General features: G+C 60.2%; 15 protein-coding genes. 2 read left to right on the forward strand and 13 right to left on the reverse strand.

The genetic code is table 11. From position 1 onward, the window contains the following. Positions 1-87: 87 nt before the first annotated feature. Positions 88-384: a hypothetical protein gene (locus ACQ4N7_RS27130; RefSeq protein WP_430714563.1), complete on the forward strand. Its 297-nt coding sequence runs from the start codon at positions 88-90 to the stop codon at positions 382-384. A gap of 2 nt (positions 385-386) precedes the next feature. Here ACQ4N7_RS27130 and ACQ4N7_RS27135 read toward each other — a convergent pair whose 3' ends face one another. The 13 genes from ACQ4N7_RS27135 to ACQ4N7_RS27195 all read right to left on the reverse strand — a co-directional run bounded on the left by ACQ4N7_RS27135 (position 387) and on the right by ACQ4N7_RS27195 (position 15398). Beyond that, positions 387-953 (reverse strand): DM13 domain-containing protein, encoded by a 567-nt coding sequence (locus ACQ4N7_RS27135; RefSeq protein ID WP_430714564.1) that lies wholly within the window; start codon positions 951-953, stop codon positions 387-389. A gap of 104 nt (positions 954-1057) precedes the next feature. After that, positions 1058-2485, reverse strand: a complete 1428-nt coding sequence (locus tag ACQ4N7_RS27140) for an AAA-like domain-containing protein (RefSeq protein WP_430714565.1) — start codon at positions 2483-2485, stop codon at positions 1058-1060. Then, the gene (locus ACQ4N7_RS27145; RefSeq protein ID WP_430714566.1) at positions 2478-3851 is read right to left on the reverse strand and encodes an AAA-like domain-containing protein; all 1374 of its coding nucleotides are present in this window, start codon (positions 3849-3851) and stop codon (positions 2478-2480) included. The genes ACQ4N7_RS27140 and ACQ4N7_RS27145 overlap by 8 nt, the downstream gene beginning before the upstream one ends. Positions 3852-3977: 126 nt before the next feature. Then, positions 3978-4466 carry a histidine kinase dimerization/phospho-acceptor domain-containing protein gene (locus tag ACQ4N7_RS27150; RefSeq protein WP_430714567.1) on the reverse strand — a complete coding sequence of 163 codons (489 nt, stop codon included), beginning with the start codon at positions 4464-4466 and terminating at the stop codon, positions 3978-3980. A gap of 167 nt (positions 4467-4633) precedes the next feature. Then, a complete protein-coding gene (locus ACQ4N7_RS27155; protein ID WP_430714568.1) occupies positions 4634-5023 on the reverse strand; it encodes a hypothetical protein in 390 nt (129 codons plus the stop codon). 211 nt (positions 5024-5234) lie between these two features. After that, entirely contained in the window at positions 5235-5615 is a 381-nt protein-coding gene (locus ACQ4N7_RS27160) for a hypothetical protein (RefSeq protein ID WP_430714569.1), read from the reverse strand. A 94-nt stretch (positions 5616-5709) separates the two neighbouring features. Then, entirely contained in the window at positions 5710-6366 is a 657-nt protein-coding gene (locus tag ACQ4N7_RS27165) for a response regulator (RefSeq protein ID WP_430714583.1), read from the reverse strand. Then, entirely contained in the window at positions 6356-7645 is a 1290-nt protein-coding gene (locus ACQ4N7_RS27170; RefSeq protein WP_430714570.1) for a GAF domain-containing sensor histidine kinase, read from the reverse strand. Before ACQ4N7_RS27170 ends, ACQ4N7_RS27165 begins: the two co-directional genes overlap by 11 nt. Before the next feature lie 5 nt (positions 7646-7650). After that, positions 7651-10575: an NHLP bacteriocin export ABC transporter permease/ATPase subunit gene (locus tag ACQ4N7_RS27175; protein WP_430714571.1), complete on the reverse strand. Its 2925-nt coding sequence runs from the start codon at positions 10573-10575 to the stop codon at positions 7651-7653. Between the two features lie 209 nt (positions 10576-10784). Next, positions 10785-11252, reverse strand: coding sequence for a DM13 domain-containing protein (locus tag ACQ4N7_RS27180; RefSeq protein ID WP_430714572.1), 468 nt, complete (start codon positions 11250-11252; stop codon positions 10785-10787). Positions 11253-11456: 204 nt separating this feature from the next. Beyond that, positions 11457-13820: an NHLP family bacteriocin export ABC transporter peptidase/permease/ATPase subunit gene (locus tag ACQ4N7_RS27185; protein ID WP_430714573.1), complete on the reverse strand. Its 2364-nt coding sequence runs from the start codon at positions 13818-13820 to the stop codon at positions 11457-11459. Next, a complete protein-coding gene (locus ACQ4N7_RS27190) occupies positions 13820-14374 on the reverse strand; it encodes a hypothetical protein (RefSeq protein WP_430714574.1) in 555 nt (184 codons plus the stop codon). The genes ACQ4N7_RS27185 and ACQ4N7_RS27190 overlap by 1 nt, the downstream gene beginning before the upstream one ends. Continuing rightward, a complete protein-coding gene (locus tag ACQ4N7_RS27195) occupies positions 14367-15398 on the reverse strand; it encodes a hypothetical protein (protein WP_430714575.1) in 1032 nt (343 codons plus the stop codon). The genes ACQ4N7_RS27190 and ACQ4N7_RS27195 overlap by 8 nt, the downstream gene beginning before the upstream one ends. A gap of 396 nt (positions 15399-15794) precedes the next feature. Between ACQ4N7_RS27195 and ACQ4N7_RS27200 the strand changes: the two genes are divergently transcribed. Next, positions 15795-15959, forward strand: a complete 165-nt coding sequence (locus ACQ4N7_RS27200) for a hypothetical protein (protein WP_430714576.1) — start codon at positions 15795-15797, stop codon at positions 15957-15959. The last annotated feature ends 265 nt before the right edge of the window (positions 15960-16224 follow it).

Genomic DNA, 16224 nt, shown 5'->3' on the forward strand with positions numbered 1-16224 from the left:
GCGCACGGACTCATCAAGTCCTACAAGAAGCGATTGAATCTGCTTATTCTCAAGTCACTTTAAAGGATATTCGCAGCTGGTTCACAAATGACTGTTACTGTACCTCATCCGAATGAGAACCGCTATAATTCTAAATCAGGTGATGATAATCAACCGTCCAAAGCAATACTTCTATCGTGGATGGAGCGGTCTGGCTATGAGGTCAATTACCAGTCGACCAAAAACGACAATTGGGCGATCGCTCTAAAAAATCCGGGTGATTTAGTAGTAACGGCAGGCGGAGATGGCACCGTTGGCTTGAACTACTCCTGTAGGGTTGCCAAACAAACCAATGGTCAAGTACTGATGACGTCAGGTGAAGCGAATTTTACTCCTGTAGTTTGAATCTATTGTGCTGCTAAAGCTTCAAAGTTTAGCTGAGCATAGGCTACCGTAGCGTTAAGTTCAGCACACCAAACGACGACCAACCGATACTGTCGCAGAGTTTCGTCTGCTGACATGGAGGCAGAAACAGGAACGGTGATCGGATAGCGGTGCTTGCCTGCCCTCACCTGCATCTTTCCCAAAAATAGAGCTGCTGGGCTTCGTGCAGACGGGTTCACTGGATTGGCGTCAGTTATGAGAACTAGGCTTAAATCTGGCCCCTGCTCTAGCAGGTTAAAGGGGACATAAAACTCTAGAAAAAGCTGATTGCTATGGGTCACAATGCGGGCGTAGGGATTCATTCTCCAGGCCCGGTAGGCCGTCGCTAAACTTTGTGAGGCGGGATACAGCCGGGGTGGTTTTTCGAGCAGGGGTTGCAGGGGCACCACGGGAGCGGGGGCGCGGCCCGAATTGAGCAGGGTGTTGGCCAGGACCAGGAGTGGGGCAGCAGCAGCGATCGCGCCATAGATTGTCAATCGCCGCTGGTGCATGGTGAGGGTTAGGAGGAGGGCTGACTGGACTGCTCTCATCATCCTGAATAGAGCTGATAAGCCCCTGAATCGCGGTTAAGACTAAGATCTGGGAGTTCTTAGCCAGCTGGTGCTTGTTTCTTAGGCGTTTCTCAGTTTTGAGGTTAGAGCAGGCCGATCAGCAGGGCAACCAGGGAAATCGCCAGGCAGGCACCCAGGCTGAGATAGCTGAGCCGGATGATTTGGTTGGCCTGGCGGTGGGCCTCGATCAGCATCTGGTTGGCTTTATTTTTGGCCGCTAGCTCCAGGCGGATCAGGTTGGCATCCCACTCCTGGCTGGCGGAGAGGTAGCGGTAGTCGAGGTCGCTGAGGCTTTTGTGGGCCGCCCACTGTAGGGCATCTTGCAGCGCCTGACCCATCAGCAGCCGTGAGCCATCTTGAAAGTTGGAGGCCACCCAGGCCTGCAGCATGACGGCGTAGGGGCGCTGCTGCGCCAGGCACTGGTTGACCCAATCGTGGTTAAAGATTTCGGCGTAGATGGGGTTGGCAACCCGCAGGCCGCCGTTGCGCGCGATCGCAATACCAGAGAGCTTTAGTTCGGCCTGCTCTGGGCTGCCGTCGGCGGCAAGGCTGCCCTGCATCAGTATGCGCTGGTGCAGGCTGAGCAGCCGACCCAATCGCAGGTTGTCGGCCAGCAGGCGATCGCGAATGGTGCGCAGGTGTTCGGGGTCATCCTGGGCTTCCCAGTGGTGAATTAGGCGCGATCGCACCAGCTGTTCTACCGCTCTGGCTTCGGTGCCAGCCGCGATTGTCTGATTTTGAAAGGCGATTTGAATTAACCCGCAGAGCTTTTGGGTCAAAAAGGGCTGGCCGCCAGTCCAGTCCAGCACCGCCGCCAGTACGCGATCGGGGCTGGCGGCCAGTCCTGTCAGCCCCGCCGCCAGCCCTGCCGCTTCACCCAGAGTAAAGCCCGCCAGGGCAATGGCTTTACCAATATTGAAGGGCGTTTGCTGACTGTCGGCCACCAGGTCGCGGGGGGTAGCTACCCCAAACAAGGCCCAGTTGAGGCGGCGGTAAGCCGGGTTCTCGGCCCGCTGGTCGTAGCAAAAGCGCACCAGCCCAAAAAAATCTCCCGCCGCAAAGCTCAGCCCCTTAACGCCGTCAACTTCATCCAAAAAAATGAACAGCGGCTGGTCGGGCTCGGCCACCAGCAGCACGCTTTCAATCCAGTAGCTGAGCTTTTGCACAGGCGGCAGCGGCCCCAGCTGCTGCCACCAGGTGGGTAAATCGCCCCCATCCGTCAGGCCAAACTTGCGCCGCAGGTCGAAGGCCAGACCCAGGTACCACTGCTCAGGGGTAATGTGCTGGCTGCCAATGCGGGTCATGTCGATCGTGGCACAGCGCCCCATGCCCTCGCGCTCTAGCCGCTGGCGAGTGCGCAGCCGCAGACTCGACTTGCCCATCTGCCGTGAAGCTAGCACGTAGCATAGCGCTCCCTGAGCCAGCGCCTGGTAGAGGGTGCGATCGGCCTCGCGCTCAATGTAGGTGGGGTCGTTGGCGGCGAGGCTACCCCCCACCCGGTACTCAACCATAGACCGTACTCGACGGCAGCGGCAGAAAGGCCAGAAAGTACTGGCGGTAGAGTTCGCAGCTTGGGGTAGCCAGGTTTTTGTGCAGGCTGATCAGACCGAGGTTTTCTAGACGGTAGGCGGTAATCGGCTCTAGCGCTACGGGCTCAGCCGATTCAATGACCCAGCGAAAGGCGATTTGCAGATCGGGGTGAGGGTACAGCGCCGCCAGCAGCTCTCGCAGATGATCGCCGTAGATGCCCGCCTGGGTGGGGGCTTCTTCCAGCAGTTGCTCAAGGCCGGTGTTGCCCTGGGCCAGGGCATAGAGGGCCAGCCGCACCAGCCCCGGTCGGCTGCTCACGACCCGCAGCAGCGACAGCAGTTTTTCGGCCCCGTCAGGGCCTTCGGCCCAGGTCAGGCGGTGACGGTGGGCCAGATCCTGCACCTGCTCCAGGGTAAAGGCGGGCAGCCGAATGGCCAGACCGACATTGAAAGGCGACTGGTGCAGCTGCAGGGGCGCATACACCTCCGTCGCGTGGGCCAGTATCCAGCGAATGCGGCTCCAGGGCTCGCTCTCGCGGGCTTCTTCGTACCACGATCGCAGCAGCGGCAAAAATTCTGACGCCAGCTCAGGGTATTGAAACAGCTCGTTCACTTCGTCGAGCGCGATCGCTAGGGGTGTCTTGACCTGGGCCAAAACAACGTCTTCGAGGTAGGCAGTGCAGCTCACCTTGCTGCCAATTTCGCGGTTCCAGTACCGCTCTAAGTCAGCCTCTAGGCCCAGCTGATGGCTAACGTTGGCGCAAAACCAGCGCAGGAACCGATCGAAATCGGCAAAGGTCTGGCGATCGGCCCGGTGCAGGCTGAGGGTAACGCAGCGCATTTGGTGCCCCTGGCCGTGGACGACCAGCCGTCGCAGCAGAGAGGTTTTGCCCATCTGGCGGGGGGCTTTTAGCCGAATCAGGCTGCCCGGTTTGAGCAGGGCGGCCATCGTCTGGGTTTCAATCGGGGGACGCTCGATGTAGAGCTGAGACGCTAGGGGGACTGGCCCATTCGGCAGTTCCCAATCTGGCAAACCGGGGCTAGGGGCAGGGGGGCTGGATTCTGGCAGACTGACCATGGCCGGGGGCACCGACTGGTGGCGGGCGTAGCGTTCTACAACAGCTCGGATGTTGCTTTTAGAGACCTTTTGATGGAGCGAGTCTGACAGGCTCTGCCACAGCCGAAACCCTACATCGCGGATGTAGCTGTGGTCGTAGCCGCAGCTTTCGGCGATTTCTGCGTAGGTTTTGCCCTCCCACACCTGGCTAAAGACGGTTTCTTGCAGATTGCTGAAGGTGTAGCCCGGCAGCAGTTGATCCAGCAGGGCCAGGGCTTCGTCGGCACGCATAACAAGGGGAAAAGACGTTGACGCTATCATAGCGAACTGGCCTAGCGAACTGGCCTGAGGGGGCGGGCTGAAGAGCGGCACAGATAGGCCACAGCGGTGCCCGTTTACCAGTGCCAGTCAAAGGCGCTATTTAGAACGCGGGGGGCGGGTATCAGCGGGTTGACTGTTGGTTTGACTGGATTGATCTGGAGACGGCAGAGGGTCTAGGGCCTGCCACTGGAAGTCGGTGGGGCGGGCGCTGCGGGCAAAGGTAATCACGTCGTTGACAATGCGGTTCAGCCGTTCGGCCTCGTCGAGGGCCAGGGCGAGCCGCTGCCGGGCAATCTGGGGTAAAGGCATACGGTGGCACAGCCGCAGACCGTTGATGATGACCGTGAGGGGGCCGCGCATATCGTGCACCAGTCCAGCGGTGTTTTCGCCAATTTCTGCTAGGTAGAGCAGATACTGCTGGCTGTGGGCGATGGGCGGTGCGTTAGAGGGGCGACGTAGTTCTGGCCTTAGCGGTGGCCCCAGCGGTGGCCCTAAGGAAGATGATCCCAGTGGAGGCACGCCGGTTGACGACCATAGCGGGGGGGCGATCGGCGCAGACTGGGGCTGGTTGGAGTAGGGAGACATAGCGGTTTCCTGTCAACATTAGAACTTGGGCTGGTGGCTACTTCTGGCGTAATCTCTGCGCGGGGCATTGCTATGGGTGACTTTGCCTTGTCTTGGCGTTACGCACCCTAATCGATCGCTGAAACTAAGCCTAGCCAGTCGCTAGAGCATCGCTGCAAGGGTTCGCGCTAGCGCACGTCGCCGTCAGGAAAGGCCATCACCCGCCCTGTGCCCACGGCCACGACGACATCGAACGTGGCGCAGTAGGCAAAGGTGGTATCGGTAGCTTTGTTGTAGAGATTCACCACCATGCCGGCCCCACCGGGCTGCACCGATATCGGTTCTAAATCGCCAAAAAAGAAGCGACGCAGCTGGTCGCCGCCGCCAAACTGACCCCTGTGCTCTTGCACAAAGGCTACTTGCTGGGCGGCGGTTAGCCCGGTGGGGCTGGACATGTCTTGGGCGCTGGCGGAAGAGATTGCCGCTGTTGAGAGCAAGCTCGCAATCAGCAGCGAGGCGATGGGTAAGAAACGCCCCTGAGGGGCGATCGCGCTGGTTAACAATGGGTTAAGATTCATAGGGCCACCGAATTAAGCTACGGCAAGAAGTTATCCGTAACTGTATGGGGTAGCTCTTCTACTGTCGCGCCTCATAAGACTAAGATTGCGGCTAGCTCTGGGGGTAGCGACAAAACTAGCCAAAAGGCCAGGATCAATCCTGACCTTTTGGCTAGCGTCATTGGCGAGTTTTACTGTTTTAGTACTGCTGAACGCCAGTCACTCTGGCTAATTACTCTGAAATGTGCTTGAGAACACGCTTGTCGGTTGCAGAGAGCACGTCTTCGCCGTGGGTCTTGGCCTGCTGGGCGCGATCGCTGAGTTCCTCAAGTTTTTGGCTGGCGGCGTCTCGGCCCGTCTCGATCGCCTGGTTGCGGGCCTCGGTTTTGCCGATAATCTTTTTGGTGGTGTCTAAACCACTGTAGACATCCTCGGAGAGATCAGCCGCCTGATCGGCTGCCTGTTCGAGCTGAACGGGCTGCTCTGGCTCTTGGCTGGCAACCGACGGGCTTGTGCTCTGAAAAATGAGCACAGCGGCGATCGCGATCAACCCAGCCAGAATCGAGCCGCTGAGAATGAAGATTCGCCTACGCACACCCCTAGAGTCTTCCATGCCATTTTTCCTATGCAGTGACTCTAGCCTAGGCAAATACCCCGGCTTCGCCATCCTTCCGCAGGGAGACAGCGGTTGGCTAGCCCCTGGGGTGCTACAGCCGGGCCAACCCGCGCTTGAGGGCAATGGTAACCGCCTGGGTGCGATCGCCCGCGCCGAGCTTATCTAAAATGTTGCGAATGTGAAACTTCACCGTACCCTCGGCCACGCAGAGGGCCTCGCTGATGTCGCGATTGGTGTTGCCCTGCACCAGCAGCTGCAGCACCTCTAGCTCGCGATCGGTCAGTTCTGAGCTTTGAAAGCGATCGGTCAGCTTTTGGGCCACCTGCGACATGATGTACTTCTGCCCGCTGTGCACCTCACGAATGGCCGTAAACAGCTCCTCGCAGGGCGCATCCTTGAGCAAATAGCCCTTGGCCCCGGCCCGCAGGGCGCGATAGATGTCTTCGTCACCGTCGTAGGTGGTGAGAATAATAATGCGGGCCTCGGGCCATTCGCCGCAGATAGCGGCTACGGCGTCAGCCCCCTCCAGGCAAGGCATCCGCAGATCCATCAGGATGACATCGGGCTGGTGGGTGCGCATTTGGGCCACGGCGGCCTGACCATCGGCGGCCATCGCCACCACTTGCAGGTCGGCCTGGCGCTCTAGCAGAGCCGATAGCCCCTCTCGCAGGGCAGGGTGGTCGTCGGCGATTAGCAGGCGAATGGGGGACTGCGATCGCTGGCCTTGGCCTGGGTTTTCAGACGGCATCACCACGGGTTTGCCCTCCGTTGAAAGTCAATAAAATGCAAGTTTGAGTGCCCTGGTTGTGGTCACTGCAAATCGTCAAGTAGCCGCCAATCCGCTCGGCGCGCTGCTGCATGCTAATCAGGCCAAACCCCTTTAGGGCCGTAGACGGCGTCAGGGTAAAGCCAATGCCGTCATCCCCCACCAGCAGGCGCAGGGCCGTGGGTTGGTAGGTGAGCTGCACCGACAGGGTGCGGGCCTGGGCGTGCTTGCAGCTGTTGTTTACCGCCTCCTGGGCAATGCGAAACAGCTCTAGCTCCGTTTCTTCGGGTAGGTCAAAGGGTTCGCCCGTGACGCGAAACTGGGGCGTGACGGCGGTGCCCTCAGTCATGCGCTGCAGGTAGTCGGCCAGGGCTTCGGCCAGGGTGCGATTCATCAGGGCGGGGGGTCGCAGGGCCTGCACCGATCGCCGGGTATCGCTCAGCCCTTCGCGGGCCAGGTCACAGGCTCGCTCAATATTGGCCTGAGCGTCGGCCAGGGAGCCACCGGGCTCGGCGAGCGCCAGTGAGGCCGCCTGCAGGCGCATCAAAATGCTGGTAAAAAGCTGGGCCAGGGTGTCGTGAAGGTCGCGGGCCATGCGGTTGCGCTCTTCCGTGATGGCCGCCGACTGAGCAACCGCGGCCAGGCGGGTAAGCTCCAGGGCCAGCACCGCCTGGTTGCCCAGGGCAAAGGCCAGCTCGGCTTCTTCCGGCATAAATACCCGGCGATACTGAAACCGCATCACCAAAATGCCCCGCAGATCGTCGCCCAAAAACAGCGGAATTTTGAGCGCCGCCTGAATGCCCCGCCGCTGAAAGTAGTCGCGGAAGTGTTCGTACACGGGCTGGGTGGCAAAGTCTTCGGGATAGTCGCTGATGATTTCCCGCTTGCGGAGCCGAGTCAGCACGTCCTGGTTGCGAATTTTGCGAGCGATCGCGCTCGTTGCGCCGGGATGGGCGATCGCCCCCTCATGCTTAATCTCACCGTCTTCGTAGGATACAGTCAGGCGAAATAGCCCGTTTTCGTAGCGCCAGAGCCCCGCCTCGGCGGCCATAAAGCGATCGGTGCACACCATCAGCAGGTGGCCTAAAAAGTTCTTCAAGTCGGGCTCACTGGCCAGCTTGCTGAGGGATGCCTGCAAGACCTGGTTGGCCTGGGCCAGATCTACGGTTGGCTTTTGGGCGGTGGTCACGGGCTGGGTCAGGCCAGGGCTGAAAGAGTTGCGCACACGCTGTAGGGCGCTGAGCAGGCTAGTATTCCACATCGCATTCAGGTCATTTGGCGTTTAATCAGCTGGCTAAACAGTCCGGGCTGCCCCGCCAGTTCCTCAAAGCTGCCCTGCTGCACCAGACGACCCGCTTCCAGTACGTAAATGCGATCGGCGTGGCGAATGGTGCTGAGGCGGTGGGCAATCACCACCCGCGTCACCTTGAGCTGGTTCAAGCTGTCGGTGACGATCGCCTGGGTGCGGTTATCCAGGGCGCTGGTGGCCTCGTCCATCAGCATGATTTTGGGCTTTACCGCCAGGGCACGGGCGATCAGCAGGCGCTGGCGCTGCCCCCCCGACAGGTTACTGCCCCCTTCGCTGACCACCGTGTGCATCTGCATCGGCATAGCCCGCAGGTCGGCAGCCAGCCCGGCCTGTTCGGCGGCGGCCCAGGCATCGTCGAGGGAAATTAGTGCCCCCCCGGCCAAATTCTCAAAAATAGACCCGGCGCTGAGGCGGCTGGTTTGCAGCACCACCCCGCACTGACGGCGCACCGCCACCACATCCAGCCCCGCCAGGGCCTGCCCATCGTAGTAAACAGCCCCCGACTGAGGCTGGTCGAACCCCAGCAGCAGGCGCATGGCGGTCGATTTGCCTGAGCCCGACGGCCCCACCAGGGCAATAAACTCCCCCGGCTGGGCCGCAAAGCTAACGTTATCCAGAATGACCGGCCCCTCGCCGCTGTAGCGAAAGGTGACGCGATCGACCGACAGCGCCCCGCTCAACTGCCCCGGATCGGCCTTGGTTAGGGTTACCTCAGGCTCGGCCAGCAAGATAGGGCTGGCCCGCTGCCACAGCGGCACAATATCCAGCAGATCGACCAGGGTATCGCTGAGGCTGGTAGCCCCGGCGATAAAGGTGCCAAAGGCCACCGAAAAGGCCAGAAACGTGCCGGTGGAAAGGCCCGCCTCTTCGCTGCCCAACATCTGACTGCTCAGCCAAAACAGAATCACCGTGGTCAGCACCGGCAGCATGGTGTTGAACACCGCCACCCCATCCTCTAGCTGCTGGGTGCTGAGGGTGAGGCGCAGCTGCTGGCCGTAGCGCTGACCCCAGGCGGCAAAGGCGCGCTCTTCGGCCCCAGCCATCCGCAGCTTAGCGATGCCGTTGATCAGCTGCACCACCAGCCCGTAGAGCTGCCCCTGAATCTCGAGCAGCGGTCGGTAGCGCCGCACCAGCACCAGGCCCGAGGCCACCGTAACGGCCATCACCACCAGGCCGACCACCACTGCTACTGCCGCCAGCGTCGGGCTGTAGTAAATTAGCAGGCCCAGATTCAGCAGCGAGAAGACTCCGGCAAACAGCCCCTGCAACGCCGAGCCGCTGAGCTTGCGGCGAATGGCACTGATGCTCGACACCCGCGAGGCCAGGTCGCCCGTGGGGTACTGCCGAAAAAAGCTGGTCTTTAGCGTCAGCAGGCGATCCCACACGGCAGCCTGTAGGTGGGCGTCGGCCCCGGTTTCGACCCGCAGAGTGGCGATCGCCTGGGCTAGCTGAAAGCTCGCTGCCCCAAAGGCCGCCGCCAGCAGGCCCAGCCCAATTTGCCAGAGCAGGGCGCGATCGCCGTAGGGCACCACCGTATCCACCAGCACCGCCGTAGCCTGAGGCACCACCATGCCAATCAGCGTGGCGGCAATGCCCGTCAGGCCAATCAGCAGCCAGTCGCGCTCCTGGCCACGAAAGGCAAAGCGCAGCAGCGACAGGGCGCTGAGTTCTCCTGGGGGGAGGGGGCGGTAGAAGACGAAGGCGATGGGGTCGAGGTGGTGGGCTAGGGCGGGGGTGAGGGGGATGTGGAGGGATGGGGAGATGGGGGGGTGAGGGAGTGAGGGGGTGGGGGAGAGCAGGCCGGTGGGCAGGCCGGTGGGGGCATAGAGCTGGTAGCGGCTGCCGGGTAGGGGGAGCAGGGCGACAGGGATGCGGTCCTGGCGAGTGTAGGCGACCAGAGGGCCGCTGTCCTGGGCCCACCACTGGCCGCGCAGCAAGACTCGGCGGAGGCGAAGTTGGGAAGCGCGGGCGATCGCATCCAGTGGCTCTTTGAGGCGACCCGTTTGCTCTGAGGTCGCGGGGGGGTGAATGGTGACTCCCAGGGCTCTGGCGGCGGCCCCGGCGGCGGCCAGCAGGGGTGATTCAGTGGTGTCAATTGCATCGCCGTCTAGAACCCCGGCCAGGCTGTGAACCACGTTTTGGGTCACCGTTTGGTTAAGCTGCTGCCGCTGCTGAAACCGCTTCAACCCCAGCCGCTGGTGGCGAGCATCAATCTGCTCCAGGGTGCTAAAGCAGTAGCGGTGCAGCTGCGCCAGGCCCCGAATTAAGACTTTGCGAGTCTTGACCTCGGCGGTGGGGCGGGCAAAAAACTCGATGTGGTCCTGAGCCTGCATGTAGGTGCCCTGACCGAGGGGAAAGCAGCCCAGCTGAGCTGTGATGGGAAAGGCGGGGTTGCCCATCCAGGTGGCGGTACCCTGCTGCATACGAATCCACAGCACCTGCCGGTCGGGTCGGCAGACCTGGCCACGGGTGAGCGAAATGTAGTGAATTTCGGGCACCTGGCCAGTCTGGGCGGTTTTAGGAAAGCCATTGATGGTACCCCAGTGATGAATCCAGGGATCAACCAGATCTTTGAGCAGGGGAGTGGAGCAGTTGGTATCGTCGGTTTCGCTGAGGGGCAGGGGCGCGATTTCAGTCGGTTCGACGGCGACGGCCATTAGGCCCAGGCCGGTGTGGGGGCAAACGTCGGCCTCAAACAGAGCTTCCCCGGCCTCCACGGTAAATAAAAAGCGCCGCTCACCGCTGGGTTGACCGCTGGTCATCGGCACCGCAAAGACCCCTACTCGCCCTGTATTGACCCGCCAAAACTGGGTCGAGTCGGTGAGCAGCAGCGGCTGGTTGGCGGTGATGGTGCGGGGAGGATGAAGGGTGGCGGGGAGCATGGGGCGGGATGGAGGAGATGGGGGGATGAGAAGTGGGTGGGGGGATGGGGGGATGAGTGGATGGGGGAATGGGTGGATGGGTGAATGAGTGGATGGGTGGATGAGCATGTTCGTAATCAAATCGCTTAAGGCCCCCCGCATCAAGGTCGCACTACCCAATGCGCCAATATTGGGTCAGAACGTTGCGCCGCAGTGCCCCACCTCCTCCACTATCGGAGCGTCGCCGCACCGAAGGTGGCGTTGAAGCGGCGGCACCAAATAACCGCCGATTGATAGTCATCTAAATTGACATCCGCAGGAATGGCATAGCGCTGGGCACCGCTGAAGGACTCAAGCTCCGCCAAAAAGACATAGTCGCCCTCTTGGAGCGGAAACGCTGGTGGTTCGGTTGAGCCAATGACATCCTCTGAGCGATGCAGAACCACGACTAAATCAGGCCCCATTGAGGAGGTTTGAAAGGTTTCATCTAGCTCCAAAATAAACTGATCACCGTCATCAATAATTTGGGCTCCGCCAGAGGTTTCATGTTCCCCAGAAACAAAACTGCCCGACTTAATAACACTTGACTCAGCTGCACGGGTTGATGATTCTGGCTCTGAAGTACTGGTGCTTTCTTGAGAGGCAGCGATCGCAGGCTCAGCCGTTGAGTCACCCTCAGCCACCTCCGATTGACTCACTCCACAAGCCGCTATCAAAGCAACGGAGAAACCTAATAATAGAAATCGCTTTAATTGCATCACAACCTCAGATGAAATAAGACGTTGGCGCTACTATAAAAACTCCGTCTGAGACATCCCTGAGACCATTTGAAGACAATGCTGAATGGTTAGCATGAGGCGAGAACCATCCACCGCCGTCACAAAACCGTTAACGCAGCCACCTCATCCCCCTTCGCTCTGAATCAGCTGGCGGTACAGCCCGCCCTCGGCCCAGAGGCTTTCGTGGGTGCCGCGCTGGACCACCCTGCCGCGCTCCAGCACCAAAATTTCGTCGCAGTCGCGGATGGTGCTGAGGCGGTGGGCCACAATAACGCAGGTGCAGCCCCGCCGCCGCAGATTTTGGTCAATCGCCTGCTCGGTTTCGGTATCCAGGGCGCTGGTGGCCTCATCCAAAATCAGAATGGACGGGTTGCCGACCAGGGCGCGGGCAATTTCGAGCCGCTGGCGCTGGCCGCCGCTGAGGTTGGCCGCGCCTTCGAGCAGCGAGGCACCGTAGCCATAGGGCAGGGCCAAAATGGCTTCCTCAATGGCGGCATCCTGGGCGGCGCGGTGCAGATCGACCTCGGGAATGGTGGTATCCCACAGGGTGAGGTTGTCGCGAATCGAGCCTTCGAAAATCAAAATATCCTGCTCCACCACGGCAATGGAATTGGTCAGCACCGCCCGAGAAATCTGGGTGCGGGCCAGACCGTCGAAGCGGATTTCTCCAGCTCGCGGCTCGTACAGCCCGGCAATCACCTTGGCCACCGTCGATTTGCCCGAGCCGCTGCCCCCCACCAGGGCCACCCGCTGGCCAGGCTGAATAGTCAGGTTTAGCCCTTCAATCAGCGGTGGTTCGAGGGGATGGTAGCCGAAGGCGAGATTGTGGAGGGTAATGGTGCCGGTGAGGCGATAGGTGGGTGCGTTGTGGGTGCGTGGGTGAAGGGATGGGGAGGGGGAGGGGGATGAGGAGGGTGAGGGGAGCGAATTTTGAATTTTGTTCGCGTAGCGTCTCCTGAGGAGAAATTTTGAACTACTGTCTTCCCCCTCTCCCCATCCCCTCATTGCCTCATCATTCTTCTGCCTTACTTCCCCATCTCCCCATCCCCTCATGGCCTCATCATTTAAGAGCTGCTGATCCACAGTGTTTCCCAACACATCATCCAGCCGAGTCAAGTTCCCCTGGAGGGTTTGCAGGGTGCTGGCGAAGCGGACCAGGTTGTTGACCGGGCGCTGGAAGCTGACCATGAGGAGCTGGAAGGCAACCAGCATGCCGATGGTGAGGTCGCCGTTGATGACGCGCCAGCCGCCTACGACGAGCAGGGCGAGGCTGGAGAGGGCCGAGAGCAAGCCGGGCAGCAGGCCGAGGGTTTGGTTGGTGAGGCCGAGGTCTTGCTGAGCATTGATCGATTTGGCGTAGTACCCGGCCCAGCGGGCAAAAAAGTCGGATTCTAGGCCGGAGGCTTTGAGGGTTTCGATGGTTTGTAGCCCGGCGATCGCGACTCCTGCGGCCTTGCCCGTCTCCTGGGAGAAGCGCAAATTGGCATCGACTCGCTGGCGGGCGATCCACTGCAGCGTGGCGACGTTGATGGCGGCAAAACCCACGGCGATCGCGGTCAGCAGCAGGTCGTACTGGGCCATCGCCAGAGCGTAGAACAGCACCAGCACCAGGCTGATCAAGGTGCTGGTGAGCCGCCCCGAGAGCACGGTCGCGACCTCGTCGTTGAGGCGAATGCGGCTGGCGATTTCCCCGGCAAAGCGCTGAGCATAAAAGCCCACGGGCAGCCGCAGCACATGCCAGACAAAGCGGCTGGTGGTGCCCACGGCAAGTTTGATTTGCAGCGATCGCAGGTACCTGAGCTGCAGCGCCGTCAGCCAGCCCTGCACCGCCGCCGTTAGCAGCAGGCCCACCAGCAGGTAGGGCAGCCACTCAACCCGTCCTTCCAGCAAGACCGAATCGACAAAAATGCGGCTCAGGGCGGGCAGCACCAGGGCGGGCAGCACCAGAAATAGGCCAGCGATCAGCGCCAGCAGCAAAATGCCCCAGGAGCGGTGGAGGCGCTGCCAGAGCGATCGCGTCAAACTGGGCCGAGTGCCGCCCCGCTCAAACTCTGGCCCTGGAGCAAAGGTGAGGGCAATGCCGGTATAGCCCTCGTCAAACTCGGCCAGGGTAACGCGGCGAGGGCCAGTCGCCGGGTCATTGAGATAAACCCAGCGGGCGTCGCGGCCCTCCACCACCAAAAAATGGTTAAAGTGCCAGAACACGATGAAGGGTGGCTCTAGCTCTAGCGCCCGCTCCAGGCTCTTTTTAAAGCCCTTGGCCGTCATGCCGTAGCTGCGGGCCGCCTTGAGCACACTGGCTGCCGTCACCCCATCCCGCGAGACGCCGCAGGCCTGACGCAGCTCGGCCAGGGGCACAATTTTGCCGTGGTAGCCCAGCACCTTGCCCAGGGCCGCTGCGCCGCATTCCACTGCCTCCATTTGCAGCACGGTAGGGGTTTTGACCCGTTTAGGCCGGGGCTGAGCTGAAGGAATCAGAAAAACCATTACCGATCCAAAAACGGCAGCACAAAAACAATTGGCGGCTTTTGGGCCAGGGTAACGCGGCCCTCGATCGCTACCCCCGGCACAATGGTATTGGGCGGCATTGCCTGCACCATGGGGGCCAGGTGGGCCAAGACCTCCAGCCCGCCCGCGTAGGGGTCTTCGCCCCGGCGCGCCTGGGTCAGGGTGAGGGGGTTGGGCTCAACCACCTCGACCACCTCGGCCAGCACCCCCGGCTCACTGTAGGGCACCAGCGTTTCGGGCATCAGCACCACCTCCATCCCGGCCCGCAGCTGCCCCCGGTAGCGGTTGTCGAAAATCAGCAGGGCCACCAGCTGGGGCGAATTGTCGGCCTGCACCAGCAGCCCCCGGCCATAGGTGGTGACGGGGATGCGCCCCAAAATACTCCACCCCAGGCCCAGGCCCAGCAGCACGGCCAGGGTGCCCAGGGGCAGCCAGGTCTTGAGGGTGACCAGCTTCATCAGCTCGTCTAGCCGCTCGGGCGACGACAGCCGCTCTAGCGACTCCTGGCGGAACAGGGTTTGGCGCTCAGCCATGACCGTTGACCCCCAATTGCGCCAGCATCCAGCTAAACTTTTTGGCCCCCTCCGAAACCTGGTTCAGGTCGTCCAGGTCGAGTTCGTCGTCCAGGTCGGCACCAGCGCCGGGCTCCATCAGTCGCATGCCGACAGTCTGCAGCTGCTCCATAATTTGCATAGCGACGACTCGGTAAAAGCGGGAGGCAAAGCTGTCGTCTACCTGCAGTTTGGTGGCCAGGGTAGGGCGGGGTACGGCAAATACAAGGGCTTCACCCAGCGATCGCACCGTCACGGGCAGGGGCCGAAAGTCTAAAAACGAGATAATCCCCGGCATGCTGCCCTGGGAGAGGGTGGCAAAGGCCGACTGGTCGCGCGTGCTGTTCTCCAGCCCCAAAAAGCACAGGGCCAGGGGGTTAAAGGTGTCTTGCGGGGCAGACATCGCCAGCTGCCCGTCTAGCAAAATGGTCAGCGACTCGACCGGACGCCCCGCCTGCTGCAGCACTCGCCCCGCCGGAATGGTCTTAATTTGGCCGAAGGAGGTGAGCCAGTCGATATCGCTGTCGCGCAGCTCGCCAAATACCGTCAGTACGTCGCCGCTCGAGCGTTCGTCCCCAAACCGCACCCGGTCGGGATGCTCCAAAATACGGCGCAGTCGGTCGGCCAGCTGTAGCGCGATCGCGTGGTAAAGATGGGCCGCAAAGGCCACATCCTCCGCCAGCTTGGCCTGCACCTGGGCGATGGTCAGCGACAGCAGCAGCGTCGATTTCAGCGCCTTGACCGCCGTCAGGTTGGGGGCATTGAGCAGCGGGCTAAAGCCGACCAGTTCTCCCTGACCCAGTTCGTCGACCAGCACCGCCTCATCCACTGCGCCCTGGGCGGCAGTACTTTCGCCCAGGCTGCCGTCAATCACAAGAGACATGCGATCGGGCACCCGGTGGGGGTACAGCACGCTCTGGCCCACTGCCAGCGGCTGATGTTCGCCGTGGGCAATCATCCAGTCTAGGTCAGCATTGCTGAGCACTCGCAGCAGGGTGTCCGTCATTGACCATAGGGATGCAACAAACCCATCCTAGAGTTCGTTTAGCCAGAGGACACTACTTTACAAAAGTAAAAGATTTTATCCGGCATTCCTAACCGTATGCCCCATCTTTTTGCAGCATCGGGCATTTTTCTCGCACTTCATTACTCCGAAGAAAAGCTGCTGCTTACTTAGATTAATCGCCCCTGAGAATGAGATGATAATTCACGCAATTCCTTGAATTAAAAAACACAAAAATCAAAGATTTTGGCAATCATTAATATAGCTTTAATTTTCTTTTCATGGATTTCTCATAAAGCATTTAACGTCTTCTCCGCTTAAGCACCGATTTTTTCAGGCAGACAAATCGAGACGACAAGTTCTAGGATGAGCGTGCAAGCCAAACCGGAGGATTCTCAAATGATTGAAGATACCAAAGCTGTTGCCGAAGACGAATCACTATCTGACGATCAGCTTAAAGAAGTCGCAGGTGGTGTTGACTTCGATCAACTGCGTCAGGAAAATCTAGATAAAGACGCCTCTCGTCTCGATGAAATTCGTCGCGAAAATCTAGAAAAAGACTAAACATTCAGTGCTATAGAGCCTGTGTTTGGTAAACTCTGTAGCAGAATGTCCTATTGTCGAATGTTTTTCGCTAAAAGCCTTTGCTAAGTTAAGCAAGGGCTTTTTATTATTGGGCTGCTCAGAGAAGTAGGAGGGCGAAACTGCGAAGCTACACTCGGCTTAGGTTTCCAAATTTTTTCCTTCGGGAGACACCTTGTGAAGGACTCCGCCCAAACCTCTACCCAGTAATGGATCGAGCATTGAGCGGAGTCGAAATGCGTCTTAC

Origin of the sequence: Nodosilinea sp. AN01ver1 (genome assembly GCF_050565655.1) — a bacterium.
Taxonomy (GTDB): domain Bacteria; phylum Cyanobacteriota; class Cyanobacteriia; order Phormidesmidales; family Phormidesmidaceae; genus Nodosilinea.

Coding starts and splice junctions, on each gene's coding strand:
- ACQ4N7_RS27130 (WP_430714563.1), top strand. CDS start 88: ATGACTGTTACTGTACCTCATCCGAATGAGAACCGCTATAATTCTAAA.
- ACQ4N7_RS27135 (WP_430714564.1), bottom strand. CDS start 953: ATGAGAGCAGTCCAGTCAGCCCTCCTCCTAACCCTCACCATGCACCAG.
- ACQ4N7_RS27140 (WP_430714565.1), bottom strand. CDS start 2,485: ATGGTTGAGTACCGGGTGGGGGGTAGCCTCGCCGCCAACGACCCCACC.
- ACQ4N7_RS27145 (WP_430714566.1), bottom strand. CDS start 3,851: ATGCGTGCCGACGAAGCCCTGGCCCTGCTGGATCAACTGCTGCCGGGC.
- ACQ4N7_RS27150 (WP_430714567.1), bottom strand. CDS start 4,466: ATGTCTCCCTACTCCAACCAGCCCCAGTCTGCGCCGATCGCCCCCCCG.
- ACQ4N7_RS27155 (WP_430714568.1), bottom strand. CDS start 5,023: ATGAATCTTAACCCATTGTTAACCAGCGCGATCGCCCCTCAGGGGCGT.
- ACQ4N7_RS27160 (WP_430714569.1), bottom strand. CDS start 5,615: ATGGAAGACTCTAGGGGTGTGCGTAGGCGAATCTTCATTCTCAGCGGC.
- ACQ4N7_RS27165 (WP_430714583.1), bottom strand. CDS start 6,366: ATGCCGTCTGAAAACCCAGGCCAAGGCCAGCGATCGCAGTCCCCCATT.
- ACQ4N7_RS27170 (WP_430714570.1), bottom strand. CDS start 7,645: ATGTGGAATACTAGCCTGCTCAGCGCCCTACAGCGTGTGCGCAACTCT.
- ACQ4N7_RS27175 (WP_430714571.1), bottom strand. CDS start 10,575: ATGCTCCCCGCCACCCTTCATCCTCCCCGCACCATCACCGCCAACCAG.
- ACQ4N7_RS27185 (WP_430714573.1), bottom strand. CDS start 13,820: ATGGTTTTTCTGATTCCTTCAGCTCAGCCCCGGCCTAAACGGGTCAAA.
- ACQ4N7_RS27190 (WP_430714574.1), bottom strand. CDS start 14,374: ATGGCTGAGCGCCAAACCCTGTTCCGCCAGGAGTCGCTAGAGCGGCTG.
- ACQ4N7_RS27195 (WP_430714575.1), bottom strand. CDS start 15,398: ATGACGGACACCCTGCTGCGAGTGCTCAGCAATGCTGACCTAGACTGG.
- ACQ4N7_RS27200 (WP_430714576.1), top strand. CDS start 15,795: ATGATTGAAGATACCAAAGCTGTTGCCGAAGACGAATCACTATCTGAC.